Genomic DNA, 20,060 nt, shown 5'->3' with positions numbered 1-20,060 from the left:
CCTTTGCTCGCAGTCCGAGGGTATTCCACTCTCCAGCCTAGCAGATATTTCAGCCTTCGCTGTCAGTCGGTCTGGCTCAGCGCTGCCAAGCCCTTACCGCCAGCGACCAGGGCGCCCCCCAGGATCTCACCGTACTCCGGGGGCACCCGCGTCGGTCGCTGACTCTTGAGATCGACACAGGCGTGGCTGGACAGGGCCCTTACCAGGGTCTTGCCGTCGCTGGCGCGCACCAGCTGGAATTGGCGGGCAGAACGGAAGCGACCGTCGAAACCGGTCAACCAGGTGGCCAGAATGAGGCGGTCGCCGGCATTGGCGGCGGCCAGATAATCGATTTCGGTGCGGGTGATGGCCATGGCCTTGCCGGTGGCCTCGTGGCGCTCCCAGGTCATGCCCAGACTCTCGATGTGAGCCCAACTGATCTCCTCCAGCCAGCGGACGTAGACCACGTTGTTGGCATGTCCCAAGCGGTCGGTATCGTCAGGGGTCACGTCGATGGTCAGGGTATACGGATCCGGCAGATCCCAGTCAATGTCCGCCACTTGCATCATTCGTTAATGTCTCCAAGCCCAGGGATGGCATGCAACGCTAGCCGACCGATACGGTCGTTGTGAAGTGAACCAAAGTATAGATAACCACCACTGGGATTCACCGACGTGATCTCCTGCAGATGGCTGCCCCTGGTATCGTGGAGGCTGGTGATCACCGCGCCCTGGTCGTCCAGCGCCACCACCAGGCCATAGGCTTCCGGCTTCGGTTTCAGTCCATCCGGCAACTTCGCCACCAGATCCTTCAGCCAGGGGTGCAGATGCAGGGTGTCGATCTGCTCATTGCGCAGCGAGGGAAAGGCAACCCAATACCGACCCTGCTGGTCCACCGCCAGGTTGTCCGGGAAGCCAGGCAGGTTGTCGGCAAACACCTCGGCCTGACCGGCATCGCGGCCACTGATCCAATAACGGAGGATACGGTACTTCCAGGTTTCGTTGACCAGCACGTAGCTGCCATCCGGGGACACCGCCACACCGTTGGCGAAATGCAGGTTACCCAGCAGCACCTCGCTTTTGCCCGTGGCGGGATCGTAGCGCAGCAGACGACCGTGGGGGCGCATCTCCAGCAGGTCCAGTTTGTAATCCGGCTGCTCGAACCGGGAACTGGCATCGGTAAAGTAAATACGACCGTCCGGGGCGATATCGACGTCATCGGTGAAGCGATACGGCAGCCCTTCCGCTTCCCGACTCAGCACGCTGATCTCGCCGTCGGGGGTGATCGCCAACAGCCCCTTCCAGGCATCGGCCACGATCAGTCGCCCGTCGCCATCAAACACCATGCCCAGGGGTCGCCCACCGGTCTGCAACCACTCCTCGACCCGGCCATCCGGCCACACCCGCACAATCTTTCCGTCCTGGGTGCCCGCGTAGACGCGGCCCTGGCCATCCACCGCGGTATCTTCCGGTCCGTAGACCTGGCCCTTGGCCAGCAGATCGGCCAGACGCAAGTGCTGGTTGGCTGAGAGCGGGCCGGTCATGGCCGGAGGCGGTGGCGGCGCCCAGGCCTGGCTGTCTACCGGTGAGGGCGAGAGCAGAAAACCACCCAGCAGCAGGAACACCACGAGCACGCCGATCAATAGCCATTTCATAAGAAATTCCAATTCCTTAGGTTGCTTGCAAACACACTCGACGACAACCTAGCACAGCGACCTGACTCGGCATAGCGTCGACATTGCAGCGGCACGGGCGCTCGAGTATAGTCACTGCTCATTTTCTGACCGGCCCGGCGCCACGAACGTACCTTTAGGGAGCCCACCATGCTGTACCAACTCGCCTCTCCGCTGTTTACCCTGGCCGCGCTGCTGGTCATTGGTGGTGTCGCTTATAGCGCGAAAGCGTTTTTTGACCATAAGCTCAGCAAACTGGACAGCACCGGCGATCGCCAAGCGCGCGCCTGAGCCCCCCTGGCAACTCACTCCGCCAGGAACTGGCGGCACAGGGCGGCAAACGTATCCGGCTTCTCGGCATGCAGCCAGTGGTCGGTGCCGGTGATCACCTTGAGGCGGGCATGGGGAAACAATCGGGCCACCTCGTCCCGGTGTTTTTCCTGAATGTAGGCGGAATCTTCACCCTTGAGGAACAGTACCGGGCCCAGGTAAGGGCTGGTGGCTTCCGGGGCCGCGGCCAGCCGGTGGTAGCATTGCTGAATCACCGGCAGATTCAGGCGCCAGCGAAACACCGCGGCACCGCTACGCTCTGAGTCCGGAATCCGCTGCAGGTTCTTGAGCAGGAAGCTGCGGATGCCCGTGGTGGGCACATACGCCGCCAGGGCCTCGTCGGCCTGCTGCCGGGACGTGATCCGATCCAGATCCAGCTGACTCAGCCCCTCCAGGATGGCGTCGTGGCGGGGTTTGTAGGTCACCGGGGCGATATCCGCCACCACCAAGCGCTCGACCCGGTCGGGCGCGCTCAGGGCGACCTGCATGGCCACCTTGCCGCCCATGGAATGCCCCAGCACGCAGGCCTGCGCCAAGCCCTGCTCATCCATGTAGCCGATGACATCATCCGCCATCGCGGGATAATCCATGGTATCGGTATGGGGCGAACGGCCGTGGTTACGCTGATCCAGAGCGTGAATCTGAAAATGCTCCTGGAGCCGCTGTGACACACCCCCGAGATTTTCCATAGAGCCAAACAGGCCATGGAGCAGGATCAGCGGTCGCCCTGCTCCGGTGATGCGATGGTTCAAACGGACCTTCATGCCGACTCCTCTTTCGTTGCAATCAGTCAATGGGCTGGCCATAAGCAACCGCGAACTAAGGCGCCTCTGATGGTGAATGGCTCTGAATGCCAGAGCTGATCCGGAGTTAATCAGAGGCTCCCTAACCACTGCCAGCGCGTCATCACTTACTCATTTTGTGGTGTCCATCGCGCACAGCGGCTGCCTGGCAAGCTACATTAACACCGAACACCAACGCCACACACATTTCAGGGATACCGGCCCCATCGACGTGACCGGCCCGCACACAAGGAAACTCACCATGGCGCAATCGCAGCAACCGGACCGCCGCAAACTTCGCAGGATGCCCGCCGCCAACCTGGCCTTGGAATGGCGGCCACGGAAGGGTCTGTTTGGCCGCTTCCGACCCGCCGCCGGCTTCGACTTCACCCGGCAAGGTCTGTCGATGGTGGTCAATGGCCAATACTTACTCAAGGAGGGGGATGCGGTGGAGCTGCGGGCTCAGCTGTCGATGGAAGCCGGCGTCCTCGACCTGGACAAACTCATCGCAAAGGTCTGTAACCTGCGCCACAGCGGTCAGGATCAACAGATTGCAGGCCTGCAGTTCGATTTCACCGCCAGTCGCGCCATGAAGTCCGACCAGGTGAAGGCACAGCTGGGCCGTATCGAGGGCATTCTCGAACGCAGCGAAAAACTGCGCCTGCGCATCCAGCCGCTGGAAGCGTTCGGCGTCGGGGACTGAGCCCCTCAGAGGCTGTAAAACACAAACGAAAAAGGCCGATCACTCGGCCTTTTCCGGTACTAACCGCCCCCTTAGCAGAAGAACATGCCGCTCAGGTACTCTTCCAGTGCCCGACAGTTAGCACGCTCCAATTCATTATGGGGAACAAAAATTGTGTTTTCCATACAGACCACCTCCTCGTTGTTGATTGTGTACTGCAGTGTCTCTAATCGGTGGTCTAATGCTATCGTTAAAGCGATGACATTCCCTTGACAGGTTGTCCCAGACACTTGACATTTCGTAACAACATTTCGGAGCAGACCCGCTTTGGCAGGACCCGTGACGGTGGATACGAAGGACGAGGAAACCTTGAGCGTAACGCCGCTGGTGGCGGCCTCCAGCGCCCTGGCACTGGTGCATTACCTGCAACGCCGGGGACAGGACGACCCCGCGCCGATGGAGCAGTTGCTGGGGGTGTCGCTGAGTCAGCTAGACGGCCCCGATCAGCGCGTGCCCGCCGACGCCTACTACCGTTTTTGGGACTATGCCGAGCAACTCACCGGCGATCCGGCGGTGGGCCTGCACGCCGGCGAAACCGTGGACCCGGAGAGCATGGGCCTGGTCGGCCACGTGTTTTTCAATTGCGACACCCTGGGCGATGCGCTCGGCCAGTATGTCCGCCTGCACCGACTGATTAACGAATCGATCGCCCTCAGTTTTGAGCAGACCGAAGACCAGGCCATCCTGTCTTGGCAGCCGGATACCGCGGCCCATTACTGTCGCCAGGACATGGACCGCACCCTGGCCTCGGCCATCACCCGGACCCGGCACTTCATCTTTCCCGACTTTGCGGTGGACTGGGTCGAGCTGGCCCACCCACAACCCAGTTATGCCGCGGAATACCGGCGCCTGTTCGGCGGAGAGGTGTTGTTTGGCGCCACCACCACCCGGGTTGGCTTCAGCAGCCGCCACCTGGGTCGCCCGATTCCACGGCGCAATCCCTACATCTATTCCGCCGTGCTCAAACAGGTCAACACCATCCTGGCTCGCTGGCAACCCCAACGCAGCTTCAGTCGCAAGGTACGCCGCCTGGTGGCCCACCAAATGGCCACCGACCGGGTCAATGCCGACACCCTCGCCCAGCAATGCCACATGAGCCGCCAGACGCTCTACCGGCGCCTGAAACGGGAGGGGGTCAGCTTTCACGACCTGGTGGAACAGGTCCGCAAGGGCAAGGCGCTGCGCTATGTGGCAGCCAACCAGTATTCCCTGGGCGAAATTGCGTTCCTGCTCGGATTTTCCGAACTCAGTGCCTTCAGCCGGGCCTTCAAGCGCTGGACCGGCATGGCACCGGCGCAGTTTCGTGCCCGGCATCACCATCAGGACGGCCATCAGTGAGCGAAGGGCTGTCGTTCATCGCGTTCGTGGTCGCCAGCCTGTACGGCGCGGCGTTGCTGTGCGTCTACCGCATTCTGCTGACCTATCGCACCGCTCAGGGCGCCATCGCCTGGATCATCGCCCTGCTGGGCCTGCCCTACCTGTCGGTGCCACTGTTCCTGTTTTTCGGCCGCAACCGGTTCTCCGGATACGTGCGGGCCCGGCGCCTGGAGGACAGGGCGCTGCAGCCCCTGGTCAACCGCTTTGAACAGCAGACCGCCGCGCTGATCGCCCCGGAACCGGCCCACGCCGATCCCGACCTGCAGGTATTGTGCCGGCTCGCCCGCCAGCCGTTCACCGGTGGAAACCGCTGCGCTGTACTGCGGGATGGTGAAGCCACGTTTCAGGCTCTGTTCGATGCCATGGAGGATGCCCAGCACTATATCCTGCTGGAGTTCTACATCGTCCGCTCTGACCGGGTTGGCCAGCGCATCAAGACCATCCTCAAGCGCAAACTCGCCGAAGGGGTCCGGGTCTGGTTCCTTTACGACGACATCGGCAGTGTCTGGCTGCCACGTAACTACCTCAACGAACTGAGCGCCGCCGGCGCACGGATTGCCTCGTTCGGCGATGGCAACATCCGTCGGCGCCGGTTCCAGATCAATTTTCGTAATCATCGCAAGCTGCTGGTGTGCGATGGCAGCATCGGTTTCGTCGGCGGCATCAACCTGGGGGATGAATACCTCGGCCGCGCCATGGATCAGGAGCCCTGGCGCGATACCCATTGTCGCATCGAGGGCCCTGCGGTACTGGGCCTGCAACTGGCCTGGCTGGAGGACTGGAATTGGGCCTGCAACGAGACCCCGGCCCTGGACTGGTCACCCAAAACGGCGCCGGGAGGCGATCAGCAGGCGCTGATTCTGCCAACCGGTCCGGCCGATCCCCACGAAACCTGTACCCTGTTCTTCCTCAACTGCATCAACAACGCCCGCGAGCGGATCTGGATCGCTTCGCCCTACTTTGTTCCCGACTTCCAGGTGATCAACGCCCTTCAGCTTGCCGCCCTGCGGGGGGTGGATGTCCGCATTCTGATCCCCGAGAAATCCGACAGCCGGCTGGTCCGGTTGGCGGCTTACTCCTACCTGGTCCAGGCCAGCCGGGCCGGCATTGGCATTTACCAGTACCAGCCGGGCTTTATGCACCAGAAGGTGGTGCTGGTGGACAGCCGCTACGCGGCGATCGGCACCGCCAATCTGGACAACCGCTCCATGCGGCTGAACTTCGAGATCACCGCCCTGTCCACCGCGCCCCAATTTGTCCAGGCCGTCGCGCAGATGTTGTCCGAGGACCTGCAAAGCTGCCGCCTGATGACCGCACGGGACTACCGCGACCGTTCGCTGCTGTTTCGCCTGTGCTGCCGGGCGGTACGCCTGCTGGCGCCCATTCTGTAACCATTTTCCCCACTGCCAAGATGTGAGAACATTGGCGGCACTCTGCTCCAGGCCGGACCCCAAGCACAGCGATGACCACCTTCAAACCCAGTGAACCCCTGACGGAACAGGTCGCGCGTCACCTGGAAAACCAGATTGCCTTTGGCCAACTGAAATCCGGCGAACGGATTTACGAGAGCGCCATGGCACGGCAGCTGGATGTCAGTCACGGCTCCATCCGCGAGGGCCTGCTGCTGCTTGAGAAACGTCACCTGGTGCGCAACGTGCCCCGTAAGGGTGCCTTTGTGACCCGACTGGACGAGTTCTTTGTCCGCAGCCTGTACGACATCCTGGTGCTGTATCTGAGCCACACCGGGCGCAAACTGGTACACGGTTGGCAGCCCGCCGACATGGCGCGCCTGGAATCGCTGTACACCCGGATGAGTGACGCTTTCGAGCGCCAGGATCTGATGCGGTTTCTCGACCTCGGCATCGAATTCACCCAGGCATCCCTGGTCTATGCCGACAACTATTTCATCGTGTCCGCCATTGAAAATCTCTGGCCTTCCGCCAAACGCTGTGCCTTCGTGGCCTTCCAGCACGGCGGCCAGGACACCCTCAGCGACAACCTGGCCTATATGCGAGATTCCATCGACGCCATCCAGCAACGGGATGAACCGCTGCTGTGCGAAATTCTCGAAGGTTACGCCCAGCAGCAATGCGCCAAGGTGATTGCCAGTCTCAAGGCGACGGAAACCGATTACCATGCGTCACCCTGAACCTTATCGAACCCTCGCCGCGGTCAGCCTGGCCACCCTGATGAGCGCCTGTGCCAGCACCCCCTGGATGGCCTCGCACCCGCAGTCCGCGCCAGCGACAGCCGATGGCGATACCCGAGAGCAACGACCACAACCGCCCTGCGCCTGGAGCCAGGTGCGAGGCATCGCCAAGCTGCTGTCGCTCGGGCGCCACCCTGACCGCAGCCAGGCCTCCTGGCAGTTCTTTCCGGGCGATGACGTGCTGTTCCATCCCGCCCCGCCCGGCAGCCGGGTGGGCGACGAATACAAGGCACTGCTGCGCCGGCCCATGAATGGCCCCTGCCGCCAGCTCGAGCTGTACCTGGTTGCGCCCATCTGAGCGCGCCGATCCGTCCACCCCGGGCATTCAGTCGAATAACCGGCCCAGGTAATAGCCGATATTCAGGTACGCGGACCAGCGGTGGTCGTCGTTATAAGCGGCGGTGATCTGCACCGGGCCGAGGAAGGTATCGATGCCGGCGAACAGGCTGTAAGAACGGAGCAATTGCGCCCAGCGGGCCTGGTCGACACTCTGCCAGGCGTTGCCGACTTCCACCCCGGCGCCGGCGTAGAACGGCACAAACGGCCCGCCGAAGGCTCGATAACCGAAAACCGAGGCAAGGGCGGCGTCCGGACCGGCGATTTCGCCGTGTCCGTAGGCGGTTAACTGGCGAAAGCCCCCCAGAATCACGAAATCGTCGATGTCCGCCTCGCCGTCCGTCACCACATCGACATAGAGCGTACCGAGGAAACGATAGTTTTCCCAAGGTGCGGCGCCGGATGCCAACAGGGTCACCCGGTCATAGTCGGCATCCGCCCCCAGAGCAGGGCGTTCGAACTTGCCCTTCAGTCCGATAAAAGCGCCGTCTCCGGGCAACAATGGATCGTCCAGCGAATCGTGCACCAGCTGCAGGTCCCAGCCGCCACGATGGCGGCGGCGACCGCTACCCAACGCTCTGCTGACCAGCTCATCCAAAGTGCTGAAACCGCGATGCAGCCCCACCCGGGCTTCGGTATTCGAGGTCAAGTTCGCGCCCAACGCCAGGTCCAGCTGCCGTCGTTTGACATCCGCCTCGACGATGCGGGTGCCGTTATCGAAGATATCGAACTCTTCTTTCTCATACTCGGCTCCCAGCACCGCAAACTGCTCAAAACCGAAGCCCAAAGGCTGGAACCACTCACTACGGACATAGGGTTCGGTGCCAATCTGGATGCCGGTCAACCATTCGCCCCCCAGGCGGTTGAGTTCGGTCATGCGAACCGCGGCAGAGACGTTGAAGCTGGCATCGTCGTTAAAGCTTTCCTCGTAGCCGAGGCCGAAGCTCAGGTAGTTGGGCCCCCAACTCTTCTCCCGGGCCTGGACCTCCAGCACAGTCCCGGTCTCGGCCGGCAGCAGACTGTAGTTCACGGTTTCGTGGTATCCCAGCCCGTACAGTCGCTTGAGATCCTCATCCAGTGTCGGCACGTCCAGCGGCTGATTGAGTGGCTGGCGGATGCGGGAGAGAACGAAGGTTTCGGAGATGCGTGCCGACGGCTGCACCCGGATCTCGGTGATCGGACCAGCCATAAACGGCCGTTCCGCCCGCCGGGTGAGGTAGTCTTGCCAGGTTCCGGCGTCCACCGACAGCGGATAGAGTTCCACAGCATGATGGCGGGCGGCGGTGGCACCGATCTCGATCAGCATCGGCGCCGCAAAAAAATCGGCAGACGACAGTCCTTCCAGGTCGGGGCTGATCAGCACGTCGTCTTCAGACAGTAGCGCCAGCTGCTCCAGCACATTGTCCCGGGTCAACAGGGTGGTGAGCTGGCCCACCACCGAGAAGGCCTCGGTCAAACTGTCACCGGCGGCCAGCGCATCCGAGATGTCCACGGCGATCACCACGTCCGCGCCCATCGCCTTCACCACGCTGATCGGCATGTTATTGGCAATCCCGCCGTCCACCAGCGGGCGACCGTCGCGCACAAACGGCGCATACACCGCGGGAATACTCATGCTGGCGCGAATGGCATCGGCCAGGCTGCCCTCCCCGATCACCACTTCTTCGCCGGTTTCCAGGTCCGTGGCCACCGCCCGGTAGGGAATGGGCAGTTGATCGAAGTCTCGCACCAGGGCCGCCTCTCGGGTCAGCTCGTTGAGGGTAAAGCCCAGGTTCTGACCCGAGATCAGGCCCCGGCCAACGTGGACGCCGTCGGCCCGAACCCCGATACCCGGGGTGACCGGGAAACGCCAGTCCTGCTGTTTGCGCCGGACCGGCAGGTAGGAACGGCCCGGGGTGTCCTGAAAACTGGCCAGCCAGTTCATATTGATGAAACGCTGCTCGATTTCATCCACCGGCATGCCCAGGGCGTACAGCGCGGCCACGGCGGAACCGGCACTGGTGCCGGCAATGTAATCGACGGGCACCCGGATTTCCTCCAGCACCCGCAGTACACCCACGTGGGCCAGCCCCTTGGCGCCTCCGCCACTGAGCACCAGACCGACCTTGGGCCGCGACTCGGCACCGGCCGGGTGAGCGGCGGCCGACAGCTCCAGCGGCCACGCCAGCAACAGGCAACACGGCAGGAGCCGCACCAGGAAGTCTAGGCGCACCAACAAAACCCTTACCCTTGCCCGGGCTCTCGACCCTTGGTTTCGGCGTCGGCCAGGGACAGATGGGAGGTGTCCGGCACCACCGGCGGGGGCAGATCGCGCTCCACCCCGAGGTCACTGCCGGCCGGCGCCACGGTCCAGTCGTCGAGATGCTCGAACATCGGCACCTCCACCGCCTTGGGTTCCGCCAGGGTGACCCCGGCCGGGTCCAGGGACAGGCCGCAGCCGGACAGAATCGCGTCCACTTTGTCACCCGCCAACGGCAGCCGTTCGCCGGGTTCAACCTGCACGCCAGCCCCGCTCTGCGACGGTGTCGGATCGGCGGTCGTCGCTCCAGTTGAGGCCGGTGGCGGAGCCGTCGCAGGTGCCTCCGGCGGCGGCGACTGACTGGCCATCGGCTCCACAAACGCCACCATGCCGTGTTTGTGCAGCACCGCGCGGTATTTCTCTGCCTGTGCCTCGTCCAGCCGATTGCGGATCACCACCCGCTGGCCACTGAACATCTTGTCCACCTGATCCAGGGAGGCCTTAAACAGGGCGCGCGCGTTGTTCCGCGCCGTTGCCAGATCGGTACCGGGTGCACACTCACCCTTGAATATCAGTTGATACATGTAACGAACTCTCCTGACATCAGATTATTTTCATCATAGTTGATCGTTGTCGGTGCCAAAAGCCTCGGCCGTCTGCGGTCCACTCGCAAACAATTGAAAAATTACCGCATAAACAGCAGCGCCTGGCACTGCGATCTGCCACAATGCCGCGTAACCCAATGTTACGGCGAGTTACCGGACGTACAGACAGAGCTGATGCGATACTTTTCCAGAATCCCTTGCCTGCCGACCGTGCTTGCCCTGGCCGTCAGCACGCCCGCAATGGCCGACGACATCGACGTGCTGATGGCTGACCTGTTTCCGAAGTCGGAAGCCACCTACATTGGTTACGATCGGGTGGAGCGGATGGACATTCCCGAAACGGCTCCGGTCGATCGCAGATATCTGATCGTGGACTTTCGCTTCCACAATCCGCTGGCGTTGGATCGGCTGCAGACCACCGTCCACAAGGTCTGCATGGCCATGCTCGAAGACCAGGAACTGATGCGCTCGCTCTCCACTGACGGCTACGACATGGTAGCGGTCGCCTTCGACCGCCAAAGCCAATACGACTGCCTTTAGTGTCAGTCTTCCCCCAGCAGGCGGGGAAAGGATTCCAGCGCCGAGTTGATCGCATCCAGATTAAACGCATCAACATCCGCCAGCAGCCGCTCGCCGTATAGGGTCACCCGGCGGGAACGGAAACGCTGCCCCCAGGCGAGCACGCGGCGGGCAAAATAGCGCATCTGCTCCGGATCGCCGCTTTCGCGCACCGACTGCCACTCATCGCCAAAGTCTTCCGCCAGCTGATTCCTTAGCCAGCCACGCTCCTGCATGTTGAGGGTCTCCACCAGCGGCTGCGCCGCTTGCTCCTGGGGCTGATCGGTTTCCGTCTCCTGCTCCGCAATGACCACATTCGGCAGCGTCACCGAGAAGGTGGAGCCTTCACCGGCACGGCTGCTGACCGCCAGCTCGCCGCCCATCATGTCCACCAGCTTGCGACTGATCGCCAGGCCCAGTCCAGTACCGCCATACTTGCGACTGCTCTGCCCCTCTTGCTGCTCGAAGGCATCGAAGATCCGTTCCTGCTGATCCGGTGCAATGCCGATACCGGTATCGATGACCACGATTTGCAGGCAGCAGCTCGCCGGCTCACCGTCGGCAGCCACGTCCGGATGGGCGCTGGCATGAACCGTGACCCCTCCCTGGTGGGTAAACTTGATGGCATTGCCCACCAGGTTGAACAGCACCTGGCGCAGGCGGGTCTCATCCAACAACATCACCGCCGGCGTTGCCGGGTCCACGGTGACCTCCAGGTTGATGTGTTGCTCGCGGGCGCGCAGATCGAAGACATGGCGCACATCGTCCAGTAGCCGACGCAGCGACAGCGGGCCGATTTCCAATCGCAACTTGCCCGCCTCAATACGGGACAGATCGAGAATGTCGTTGATCAGCATCAGCAGGCTGCGACTGCCCGCTCGTATGGCCTCCAGATAGCTGCGCTGCTGGGGGTCCGATACACTCTTGTCCAGCAAATCGCTGTAGCCGATGACCGCATTCATTGGCGTACGTATTTCATGGGACATGTTGGCCAAAAACTCGCTTTTGGCGCGATTGGCGCTATCGGCCTCCCGCGCCAGCCGTTCGGCTTCCAACTTGGCGGCCCGCAGCTCATCCTCGCTGCGGCGCAGGGCCTGCTCCGACCGAATGCGCTCGTCCACCTCCCGAGACAGCTTGCGATTCCAGTACAGGAAGATCAGCACCACCGCCAGCGCAATCAGAATGACCCGCCGCACCACGGTGTAGTCGGTTTCCTGTTCAATATCCAGATGGATCCAGCGGTTGTAGATCTCCTCCCGGTCGGCCGCGTCCAGGCTGCCCAAGGCCTTGTTCAGGATACGCAGCAGCTCCGGCCGGTCGCGCCGGACCGCAAACCGCAATTCGTACTGGTAAGGCGTAATACTGGTGATGCGCAGGTTGGACAGCCCCAGTCGGGCGACGGTGTAGCTGACCGCCGGAATGTGCGTCACCATCACGTCCAGGTCACCGTTGGACAACGCCAGCAAGCCGTCTTCCACGGTTTCGACAGGATACAGATTCAACTCCGGATGGTTGATCAGCAGGTAATCGTGCCCGGCCTGCTTGCGCACCACCCCGACCCGTTCGCCCCGCAATTCCCGCAAGTCACCGATAAAACGGCCGTCCTCGCGGATCACCAGGGCAATGGGCAGGCTTAGGTAGGGCCGACTGAACAGGAATTCACCCTCACGCTGGGGCGTCAGTGACAGCGCCGGCAGGATATCCAGGTCACCGCTGCGGAGCTGGTCTTCGGCAAGCGCCAGATCGTCCAGATTGCTGCGGGCAAACTTCACTCCCAGCTGTGCTTCCAACTCGCTCACCAGATCCGGAACCAGACCACGGATTCTGCCGTCTTCGACGAACTCAAACGGCGGCCAGAGTGAGCGAAAAGCCACCCGCAAATTGGGATTTCGCTTCAGCCAACCCTGTTCCGACTCGCTCAGTTGCACTTCCAGGTGTTCCCCCGCATGGGGAACGGCAAACGGCAACCAGGCCTGGCGAATGGTGCGATGCTCGACGTGACTGATGGATTCCACCGCGCGATTCAACACCCGATGGGTCTGCTCGCGACCAGGCGGAACCGCCAGCACCACGTCGATGGGCTGGTGATCCAGCAGTACCGCCAAACCGATGCCGTTGATCATGGCCGATTGCAGGTAATCGGACACCACCGGCACCGGACTGACAAAGGCATCGGCCTGACCGGACAACACCATACCCACCGCCTCGCGGGCATTGGCGACATTGACCGGGTGGAAATTCTCGACCGCATCGAGCAGCAGGAACTGATTGGGATCATCCGCAATGAGCGCAATCCGTCGGCGCTCAAGATCCGCCAGCTGGCGGATGCTGGCATCGCCGGAATCCACGAACAGGCCGTAGGTCAGGCTCATCAGCGGCACCGTCAGCAACGGCTCACCCGTCACCGGCTCGCCCGGCGCTCGGGTGGTAATCAGCGCGTCCAGCTCGCCCCGGGCCAGGGCGTTCTCCAGTTCAACGAGAGATCCGCTGACCTGTTCCACGGAGGTGTCGAGCTTGTCGGCGATGCGGGCCAGATAATCAATGTAGGTGCCGGCCAGCCCCCCGTCCGAGGTACGGAACGCCAGCGGCACCTGGTCACCGCGAACCCCGACACGGAACTGATTGACCTGGTCCAGCCAGAGCAAATCGGCAATACCCAGCACCGGGGCAGGCGAATCCAGTGGAGGTTCCGCCCACACCCGGCCGGTCAGGGCCATCAGCAGCCAAAATGCCAGCAAGGTGGCCGTTCGTCTAATCACTGGATATCCTCACTGCTTCCGCTACATTGAACAATAACAGTCCCCGGAACGGGCCGGCGTCCCTGACCGGTTCGTCGGCCGGAGGCTTTCGCCGTTGCGGCGCCATCACTAATCCACGTGTCATCGCGCATTGACCGGCAAGGTTTTTCATCTGTGTGAGGGGTAAATTACCATGGACACCAGCAAGCACACCTTGGGTACACTGTTCGATCAACTGGGCCTGCCTTCGGACGAAGACAGTATCACCCAGTTCGTGACCAGGCACGCCCCCCTGCCGGGGGACACTGCTCTGCACGCCGCGGACTTCTGGAATGAAAGCCAGGCCCACTTCCTGACCGAAGGCATTGAGGACGACTCTGACTGGGCCGAAGTGATTGACGAACTCGATGCCATGTTGAGGCACTAGCCGCCATTGGAGGACACCGCCCCCATGGCTCAGCAGGCAATGTGAACCTGATTTCGGCCCGCCGCCTTGGCATCGTAAAGCGCCTTGTCGGCACGCTCAAACACCGAGTCGGCATCATCGCCCTCCGCCAACTGGGTCAGGCCGGCGGAAAAGCTGATGCTGACCGGCTCACCGCGAAAATGGAAGGGCAACTGTTCGATGTGCCCGCGCAGCTTGTTGAGTACGCCGTGGGCGCACTGGGGATCGGTTTCCGGCATCACCACCACAAACTCCTCGCCGCCGTAACGCGCAATGAAGTCGGTGTTGCGCAGACGCTCCGCCAGGGTTTTCGCCAATAATTGGATCACCCGGTCCCCAGCCTTGTGGCCGTAGGAATCGTTGATCCGTTTGAAGTGGTCGATATCGAGAATCGCGATGGACACCGATTTGCGATAGCGCTGCCAGCGCCGGAACTCGAAGTCGAGCCGCTCCTGCCAGGCCTCCCGGTTAGGCAACTGGGTGAGCACATCGGTCAGGGCCCGGGAGCGCTCCTCTCGCAGCTGTTCCTTGACCTGTTCCGAACGCGCCTCAACCGCTGCCAGCTTTTGTCGCATGGCCTCAATCTGAGCTTCCAAATACTGCTCACGCTCCTGCTCAGCGCTGCGGTGGCGTGCCAGGTTTTCCGCAATGGAGTCGACATGACTGGCGATCGACTGTTTCAGCTCCTGCATGTCATTCGAACGATCCACCAGCTGGCCGAGTTCCTGCAGCTCGGCTCTCAGAACCTGATCGAAATCGGCGGCGGCGCTGCGACCTTCCGCCAGCGTTGTCGACTGCTCGCAAAAGTGGGTTTGCAGCGCCAGCAGGCGCTCGTCCAGGCGCTTGAGAAAGCTTTCAAACTCCCGCTGACCCCGCTGCACCACCACAATCATCAGTTCGGCCACTTCGTTCAGCGAGGCCCGCAGATCCTCCCACTCATGGCTCAGCGACAGGTGATCCCGCAGCGCTAAGGCACGGGTATGGGAGCGAGAATCGAGGGCCAGTTGCGCCAGCATCTGGCCCAGCAGTTCGGACACCCGGCGAGCGAATCGAATCCGCTGATCGGCATCGGACTCGCCACAGCCGGAGTTCTCGCCGGCCGCCTCCTGCAGGCGCGCCATCGGTGCGTCGCCGGCAACGACCGTCAAAGCCTCGCCCCCAAAGGCCTGCTGTAGCAGCGAAACCAGCTCGCAAAACAGATCCGGCAGATCTTCGTTCAGGGAGCGGGACCGCCGTAACGCCTTGGCCAGCCGCTCTAGCCGGTCCTGGTCAGCGCCAAGGGAGGGATTCGCCCGGCTATTCGCCAACAGGCCGTCCACCGACGCTTGCATCTTGCTCAGCCGAGTCTGCTTGTGGTCATTCAGCAGGTGCAGCTGGCGATCTATCCGGGTCTGCAGTTGTCGCAGCCCCTCTATGTTGAAGCCCCCTTTCTGCACCAACTCCCGCAGCCGAGCCAGCAGGGCGTCCAGATGAGCGTTGTGGCCTTCCGATGCCATACTGGTCAGCACCAGCAAGCCCGCCAGGGTATGGCGTTCTCGATTCCAGCCCTTTTCCCGGTCCTGCGCGACAGCCACCTCCTGCAGGTAACGTGTTTTCCAGGCTTCGTCCGTTGACATGTAGCTCCCCTGTGTATGACTACCGCCCGGCGACGGTCGCTCGCCAGGCCGCAACGATCCTTCGTTTCCCCCAGCGGGTCCGGCTCGATTTGGGGCTTACCCCGTAACTTTTGAGGCTTACCCCTAACGTTTGTGGTTTACCCCTAACGTTTGTGGTTTACCTAGTAACTATAGACACCGCTTGAGTAATCATCGACTCAGCCCCTGGACCGCGAGCGTGGTCGACGCTGTGCCCGCGGGTGACTCTGATCATAAACTTTAGCCAAATGCTGGAAGTCCAGGTGGGTGTACACCTGAGTGGTCGCTATATCCGCATGGCCCAGTAGTTCCTGTACGGCGCGTAGATCACCGCTGGATTCCAGCAGATGGCTGGCGAAGGAATGGCGCAGCAAATGGGGATACAGGCGCTGATCGGCCCCGTGAAGCTGGCCCCAGCGCGCCAGTCGCAGCTGCACGCTGCGTGCGCTCAGGCGTCGGCCATGTTGGCTGAGGAACATCGCCAACTCCCCGTCCACCGCCATGGCCGGGCGCTGAGCCAGCCAGCGTCGCAATGCCTGTAGCGCCTTACGCCCCACCGGCAACAGCCGCTCCTTACCCCCCTTCCCGAACACCCGGATCTCGCCCTCGTCCAGCCGGACGTCGTTAAGGTCAACCCCTGTCAGCTCGGAGACCCGCAATCCTGACGAATAGAGCAACTCAAACATGGCCCGGTCACGGATCGTCAGCGGATCGTCGTCCGCAGCTCCATCCAACAGTTCGTTGAGCTGATCCACGTCCGCAACCCGAGGAAGACGGCGCGGGGCCTTAGGTGCGCGAACGCCCAGTGCCGGGTTATTCCGCGCCAGGCCTTCGCGATTCAGGTAATCGTAAAAGCGGCGAATGGCCGACAGGTGACGGGCGATGGAGCGGCCACCCAGCCCCTGACGACTGAGCTCGGCGACATAGCCCCGCAGGTCATGGCTGTCCAACGCCGCCCAGGTAGCGGCCTGGGCCTGCAGATAGCAGGCCAAGCGCAGCAGGTCGCGACGGTAATGATTACAGGTTAGGCGGGCCTGACGCCGCTCGGACGCCAGGTGTTCGATAAACCGTGCCACTGGCTCGCCCAGCTCGGCGGGCAGAGCAGTTGCGCCTATCTCCGCGCAAGGTGCCGGAGCCGGTGAAGGCGCCACAATCAGTTCGGCTCCACAACCACATCCACCACCACCGGTGGCTCGCAATAGCGCTGCATCATCGAAGGCAGCAGCCGGCTCAAGGTGTCGCTGATGTAAGTCAGAAACAGCGAACCCATGCTCTGGTCAAAATAACCGGACTCGCAACTGCCGATGGCAAACACCCCACGCAGCTCCTGATCCCGCAGCGGCACCAGGGCCACCGAGGCGATCGGGTCTTCGCGATCTGGAAACAGGAAGCTGCGTTCCGTTTCCCGGAACTGACCACAGACCGCTCGCTGACCCTCCAGCAGGTCACCCAGCCGTGCCTTGGCCTCGGCCGGGGCCACGACCTGCAACGCGCCCTGGGGGTTGAGAGTCAGGGGCTGGTCGGTGAACAGGATCACCGACGCCGCGTCGAGACCAAAGTCACCCCGAATGCTGTCGTCGATGGCGGCTGCCATCTCGTTGAGGTTGTCCGCCTCGATCACCTGCAGCAGCAAGCGTTTGCATTTCTCGAACAGGCGGTCGTTATGACGGGCAATGGAAACCAGCTCCACCAGTTCACGGCGGAGAGTGTCACGCTGCTCGCGAAACAGGTGTACCTGACGCTCCACCAGCGAGATCGCCCGACCGCTGTCATGGGGCAAGGTTAGCGAGCGTAACAACTCGTCCTGATCGAGAAAAAAATCCGGGTTCGCCCGCAGGTACTCGGCGACGTCGTCACGGCTCAGTTCGCCAGCCTTCTCTCGGGCCGCTTGTTCTGTCATGGCCTTCTCCTTGTTGGTCCGCGCGGTGACCCGGGGTCGGAGCGCTATCGATTACGGGACTTGGCTTTGTGATCGCCCGAACGCTTGGGTCGACGACTGCGTGGCGCAGGGGCCGAAGGCAGGCGAATCTGACCTTCGTACACGCTGGTTGCCGGGCCCTCCATGATAACAGGGGTCCCTTCCCCCTGCCATTGGATCACCAGGTGCCCACCGGGCAGCTCGACATCCACCGTCTGCGCCAGCAGTCCGCGCAGTTGACCGGCGACCACCGCCGCGCAAGCGCCGCTGCCACAGGCCAGCGTTTCACCGGAGCCACGCTCGAACACCCGCAGCCGGACATGGCTGCGGTCGAGGATTTGCAGGAAACCAATATTGGCCCGGGCCGGGAAGCGGGGATGGCATTCCAGTTGCGGGCCCAGTGACGCCACCGGTGCGGTATCGACATCGTCCACCACCAGTACGCCATGAGGGTTGCCCATGGACACGGCGCTGAGTTCCACCGCCTGCCCCGCCACTTCGAGGGTGTAGCTGGTTTGCCGGCAGTCGGCCACGAACGGGATGGCGGCCGGGGTCAACTCCGGCACCCCCATATCCACCGCCACCAGGCCATCGCGCCCCAGGCGCAATTCGATCACACCGCTGGCGGTCTGCACCCGGATGACCTTCTTGTTGGTCAGGCGCCGGTCCCGCACGAAACGGGCAAAGCAACGGGCACCATTGCCACACTGCTCCACTTCGGAGCCGTCAGCGTTGAAGATGCGGTAGCGAAAATCGACGTCGGGCATCCCCGGCGGTTCCACCACCAGCAGCTGATCAAAGCCGATGCCAAAGTTGCGGTCGGCCAGCTCACGGATCATCTCCGGCTGCAACCGGAACGGCTGACTGATCGCATCGACCACCATGAAGTCGTTGCCCAACCCGTGCATCTTGGTAAACGTCAGTTGTGGCCGATTGCCACGCCGATGTTGGATCATGCCCGGTCCCTATTCCGGCAAACAGCTTTCTGGGCCCAGCTGGTCGTCCAGCGTCTCCCGTCGCCGCACCACGTGCACCTGATCGCCGTCCACCATCAGCTCTGGCGGCCGATTGCGGGTATTGTAATTGGAACTCATCACGAAGCCGTAAGCCCCGGCGGAGCGTACCGCCAGCAAGTCGCCCGGCACCAGTCGCAGTTCCCGGTCCTTGCCGAGAAAGTCGCCGGTTTCGCAAATGGGTCCCACCAGATCCCAACGCTTGGCGTCCACATCGTCCCGCTGCGTTGCCGGTATGATCGCCTGCCAGGCGCTGTACAGTGCCGGTCGGATCAAGTCGTTCATGGCGGCATCGATAATGGCGAAATTCCGGTGCTCGGTACACTTGAGGAACTCGACCCGGGTCAGCAGAATGCCCGCGTTGGCCGCGATGGAACGGCCCGGCTCGAGCACCAGCTTGAGTTTGCGATCCGCCAACCGTTCCGCCAGCCGGGCGACGTATTCCGACGGCTCCGGCGGCTGTTCCTGGTCATAGCGAACGCCAAGGCCACCGCCCATATCCAGGTGCTCAATGGAAATGCCACGTTCGGCAAGCTGATCGATCAGCACCAGCACCCGGTCGAGCGCGTCGAGAAAGGGCTCCACCGAGGTGAGCTGGGAACCGATGTGGCAGTCGACACCAATGATGTTCAAGTGCGTAAGCGCAGACGCTCGCTCATAGACCGCCAGCGCCTCGGCAATGTCGATGCCAAACTTGTTCTCTTTCAAGCCGGTGGAAATGTAGGGATGGGTTCCCGCATCGACGTCCGGGTTCACCCGCAGCGAGACCGGTGCCCGAACCCCCAGCTCTGCGGCCACCTGGTTGAGGCGGTCCAGTTCGGTGTCGGATTCGACATTGAAGCAGTGCACCCCGACTTCCAGCGCCCTGCGCATCTCCCAGGGCTGCTTGCCCACACCGGAGAACACCACCTTCGCCGGATCGCCCCCGGCACGCATGACGCGCTCCAGTTCGCCGGCGGAAACGATGTCGAAGCCGGCACCGAGCCGGGCCAGCACGTTCAGCACCGCCAGGTTGCTGTTGGCCTTGACGGCATAGCAAATCAATCGCTCGCGGCCGGCCAGCGCCTCGTCGTAGGCACGAAAATGCCGTTCCAGCGTGGCCCGGGAATACACGTAGGCCGGCGTCCCGAAACGCTCGGCAATATCGGCAACAGCGACATCCTCGGCATAGAGTTCACCGCTGCGGTAATTGAAGTAATCCATTGATTGTCCTGCTAGTGTCCTGGGGCGGACGCGGCTACCGCGGGCCGTTGCCGGCGAGCGCTTCGCGGTCACGCGCAACCGTGTCGGCTGGCGCGGATGCGGTCGCTCGCGGCTCCGGGTGCTCTCGGTACTCTGGGTTTCCTTGGCTCTCCAGGTACAGCGGCCCTTTCTGGCCACAGCCTGTCACTGCCAGGCCGAGAATCAGCATGACCACCCACGGTAACCGACGTTGCATTGCTCACCACCCCGTTGTTGCAATTGCCCCGCAGTATACCTGACA

Annotated in this window: 20 protein-coding genes; 8 read left to right on the top strand and 12 right to left on the bottom strand. The window is 62.4% G+C overall.

The window, feature by feature from the left end; genetic code table 11:
- Positions 1-62 precede the first annotated feature (62 nt).
- Positions 63-545, bottom strand: a complete 483-nt coding sequence (locus tag N6L25_RS02195) for an acyl-CoA thioesterase (RefSeq protein ID WP_271977422.1) — start codon at positions 543-545, stop codon at positions 63-65.
- Positions 545-1,633, bottom strand: coding sequence for an SMP-30/gluconolactonase/LRE family protein (locus tag N6L25_RS02190; RefSeq protein ID WP_271977392.1), 1,089 nt, complete (start codon positions 1,631-1,633; stop codon positions 545-547). Before N6L25_RS02190 ends, N6L25_RS02195 begins: the two co-directional genes overlap by 1 nt.
- 168 nt (positions 1,634-1,801) lie before the next feature.
- Here N6L25_RS02190 and N6L25_RS02185 point away from each other — a divergent pair, with 168 nt between their 5' ends.
- On the top strand, positions 1,802-1,942 hold the full coding sequence (locus N6L25_RS02185; protein ID WP_271977391.1) for a hypothetical protein: 141 nt from the start codon (positions 1,802-1,804) through the stop codon (positions 1,940-1,942).
- 14 nt (positions 1,943-1,956) lie between these two features.
- On the opposite strand, the gene N6L25_RS02180 is transcribed toward N6L25_RS02185, so the two are convergent.
- Entirely contained in the window at positions 1,957-2,745 is a 789-nt protein-coding gene (locus N6L25_RS02180) for an alpha/beta fold hydrolase (protein WP_271977390.1), read from the bottom strand.
- A 280-nt stretch (positions 2,746-3,025) separates the two neighbouring features.
- Between N6L25_RS02180 and N6L25_RS02175 the strand changes: the two genes are divergently transcribed.
- The 5 genes from N6L25_RS02175 (at position 3,026) to N6L25_RS02155 (ending at position 7,389) form a co-directional block, all read left to right on the top strand.
- Positions 3,026-3,466, top strand: a complete 441-nt coding sequence (locus N6L25_RS02175) for a hypothetical protein (protein WP_271977389.1) — start codon at positions 3,026-3,028, stop codon at positions 3,464-3,466.
- Positions 3,467-3,790: 324 nt separating this feature from the next.
- Positions 3,791-4,843, top strand: coding sequence for an AraC family transcriptional regulator (locus N6L25_RS02170; protein WP_271977388.1), 1,053 nt, complete (start codon positions 3,791-3,793; stop codon positions 4,841-4,843).
- On the top strand, positions 4,840-6,273 hold the full coding sequence (cls, locus tag N6L25_RS02165; protein WP_271977387.1) for a cardiolipin synthase: 1,434 nt from the start codon (positions 4,840-4,842) through the stop codon (positions 6,271-6,273). Before N6L25_RS02170 ends, cls begins: the two co-directional genes overlap by 4 nt.
- Positions 6,274-6,344: 71 nt before the next feature.
- On the top strand, positions 6,345-7,031 hold the full coding sequence (locus tag N6L25_RS02160; RefSeq protein ID WP_271977386.1) for a GntR family transcriptional regulator: 687 nt from the start codon (positions 6,345-6,347) through the stop codon (positions 7,029-7,031).
- Positions 7,018-7,389, top strand: coding sequence for a hypothetical protein (locus N6L25_RS02155; RefSeq protein WP_271977385.1), 372 nt, complete (start codon positions 7,018-7,020; stop codon positions 7,387-7,389). The genes N6L25_RS02160 and N6L25_RS02155 overlap by 14 nt, the downstream gene beginning before the upstream one ends.
- A gap of 27 nt (positions 7,390-7,416) precedes the next feature.
- On the opposite strand, the gene N6L25_RS02150 is transcribed toward N6L25_RS02155, so the two are convergent.
- Both N6L25_RS02150 and N6L25_RS02145 read right to left on the bottom strand, forming a co-directional pair.
- Positions 7,417-9,639, bottom strand: a complete 2,223-nt coding sequence (locus tag N6L25_RS02150) for a patatin-like phospholipase family protein (RefSeq protein WP_271977384.1) — start codon at positions 9,637-9,639, stop codon at positions 7,417-7,419.
- Positions 9,640-9,650: 11 nt separating this feature from the next.
- On the bottom strand, positions 9,651-10,250 hold the full coding sequence (locus tag N6L25_RS02145) for a hypothetical protein (RefSeq protein ID WP_271977383.1): 600 nt from the start codon (positions 10,248-10,250) through the stop codon (positions 9,651-9,653).
- 195 nt (positions 10,251-10,445) lie between these two features.
- On the opposite strand from N6L25_RS02145, the gene N6L25_RS02140 reads away from it, so the two are divergent.
- Entirely contained in the window at positions 10,446-10,811 is a 366-nt protein-coding gene (locus N6L25_RS02140) for a hypothetical protein (protein ID WP_271977382.1), read from the top strand.
- A 2-nt stretch (positions 10,812-10,813) separates the two neighbouring features.
- Here the strand turns inward: N6L25_RS02140 and N6L25_RS02135 are convergent, their stop codons facing one another.
- Positions 10,814-13,546: a transporter substrate-binding domain-containing protein gene (locus N6L25_RS02135; RefSeq protein ID WP_271977421.1), complete on the bottom strand. Its 2,733-nt coding sequence runs from the start codon at positions 13,544-13,546 to the stop codon at positions 10,814-10,816.
- A 214-nt stretch (positions 13,547-13,760) separates the two neighbouring features.
- Here N6L25_RS02135 and N6L25_RS02130 point away from each other — a divergent pair, with 214 nt between their 5' ends.
- A complete protein-coding gene (locus N6L25_RS02130; protein WP_271977381.1) occupies positions 13,761-13,994 on the top strand; it encodes a DUF2789 domain-containing protein in 234 nt (77 codons plus the stop codon).
- A 29-nt stretch (positions 13,995-14,023) separates the two neighbouring features.
- Here the strand turns inward: N6L25_RS02130 and N6L25_RS02125 are convergent, their stop codons facing one another.
- From N6L25_RS02125 to lptM, 6 genes are all read right to left on the bottom strand, one after another.
- Complete coding sequence (locus tag N6L25_RS02125) at positions 14,024-15,628, bottom strand: GGDEF domain-containing protein (protein ID WP_271977380.1); 1,605 nt, start codon at positions 15,626-15,628, stop codon at positions 14,024-14,026.
- A gap of 197 nt (positions 15,629-15,825) precedes the next feature.
- Complete coding sequence (xerC, locus tag N6L25_RS02120; RefSeq protein ID WP_271977420.1) at positions 15,826-16,746, bottom strand: tyrosine recombinase XerC; 921 nt, start codon at positions 16,744-16,746, stop codon at positions 15,826-15,828.
- Between the two features lie 53 nt (positions 16,747-16,799).
- Positions 16,800-17,546, bottom strand: a complete 747-nt coding sequence (locus N6L25_RS02115) for a DUF484 family protein (RefSeq protein ID WP_271977379.1) — start codon at positions 17,544-17,546, stop codon at positions 16,800-16,802.
- A 44-nt stretch (positions 17,547-17,590) separates the two neighbouring features.
- Positions 17,591-18,520, bottom strand: coding sequence for a diaminopimelate epimerase (gene dapF / locus N6L25_RS02110; RefSeq protein ID WP_271977378.1), 930 nt, complete (start codon positions 18,518-18,520; stop codon positions 17,591-17,593).
- 9 nt (positions 18,521-18,529) lie between these two features.
- Positions 18,530-19,780 (bottom strand): diaminopimelate decarboxylase, encoded by a 1,251-nt coding sequence (lysA, locus tag N6L25_RS02105; RefSeq protein ID WP_271977377.1) that lies wholly within the window; start codon positions 19,778-19,780, stop codon positions 18,530-18,532.
- Positions 19,781-19,814: 34 nt separating this feature from the next.
- Positions 19,815-20,015 carry an LPS translocon maturation chaperone LptM gene (gene lptM / locus N6L25_RS02100; RefSeq protein ID WP_271977376.1) on the bottom strand — a complete coding sequence of 67 codons (201 nt, stop codon included), beginning with the start codon at positions 20,013-20,015 and terminating at the stop codon, positions 19,815-19,817.
- Positions 20,016-20,060 lie beyond the last annotated feature (45 nt).

The organism is Marinobacter sp. SS21 (genome assembly GCF_028369065.1).
In the GTDB taxonomy this organism is placed as follows: Bacteria; Pseudomonadota; Gammaproteobacteria; order Pseudomonadales; family Oleiphilaceae; genus Marinobacter.
This window is presented reverse-complemented; position numbering and strand designations above follow the sequence as displayed.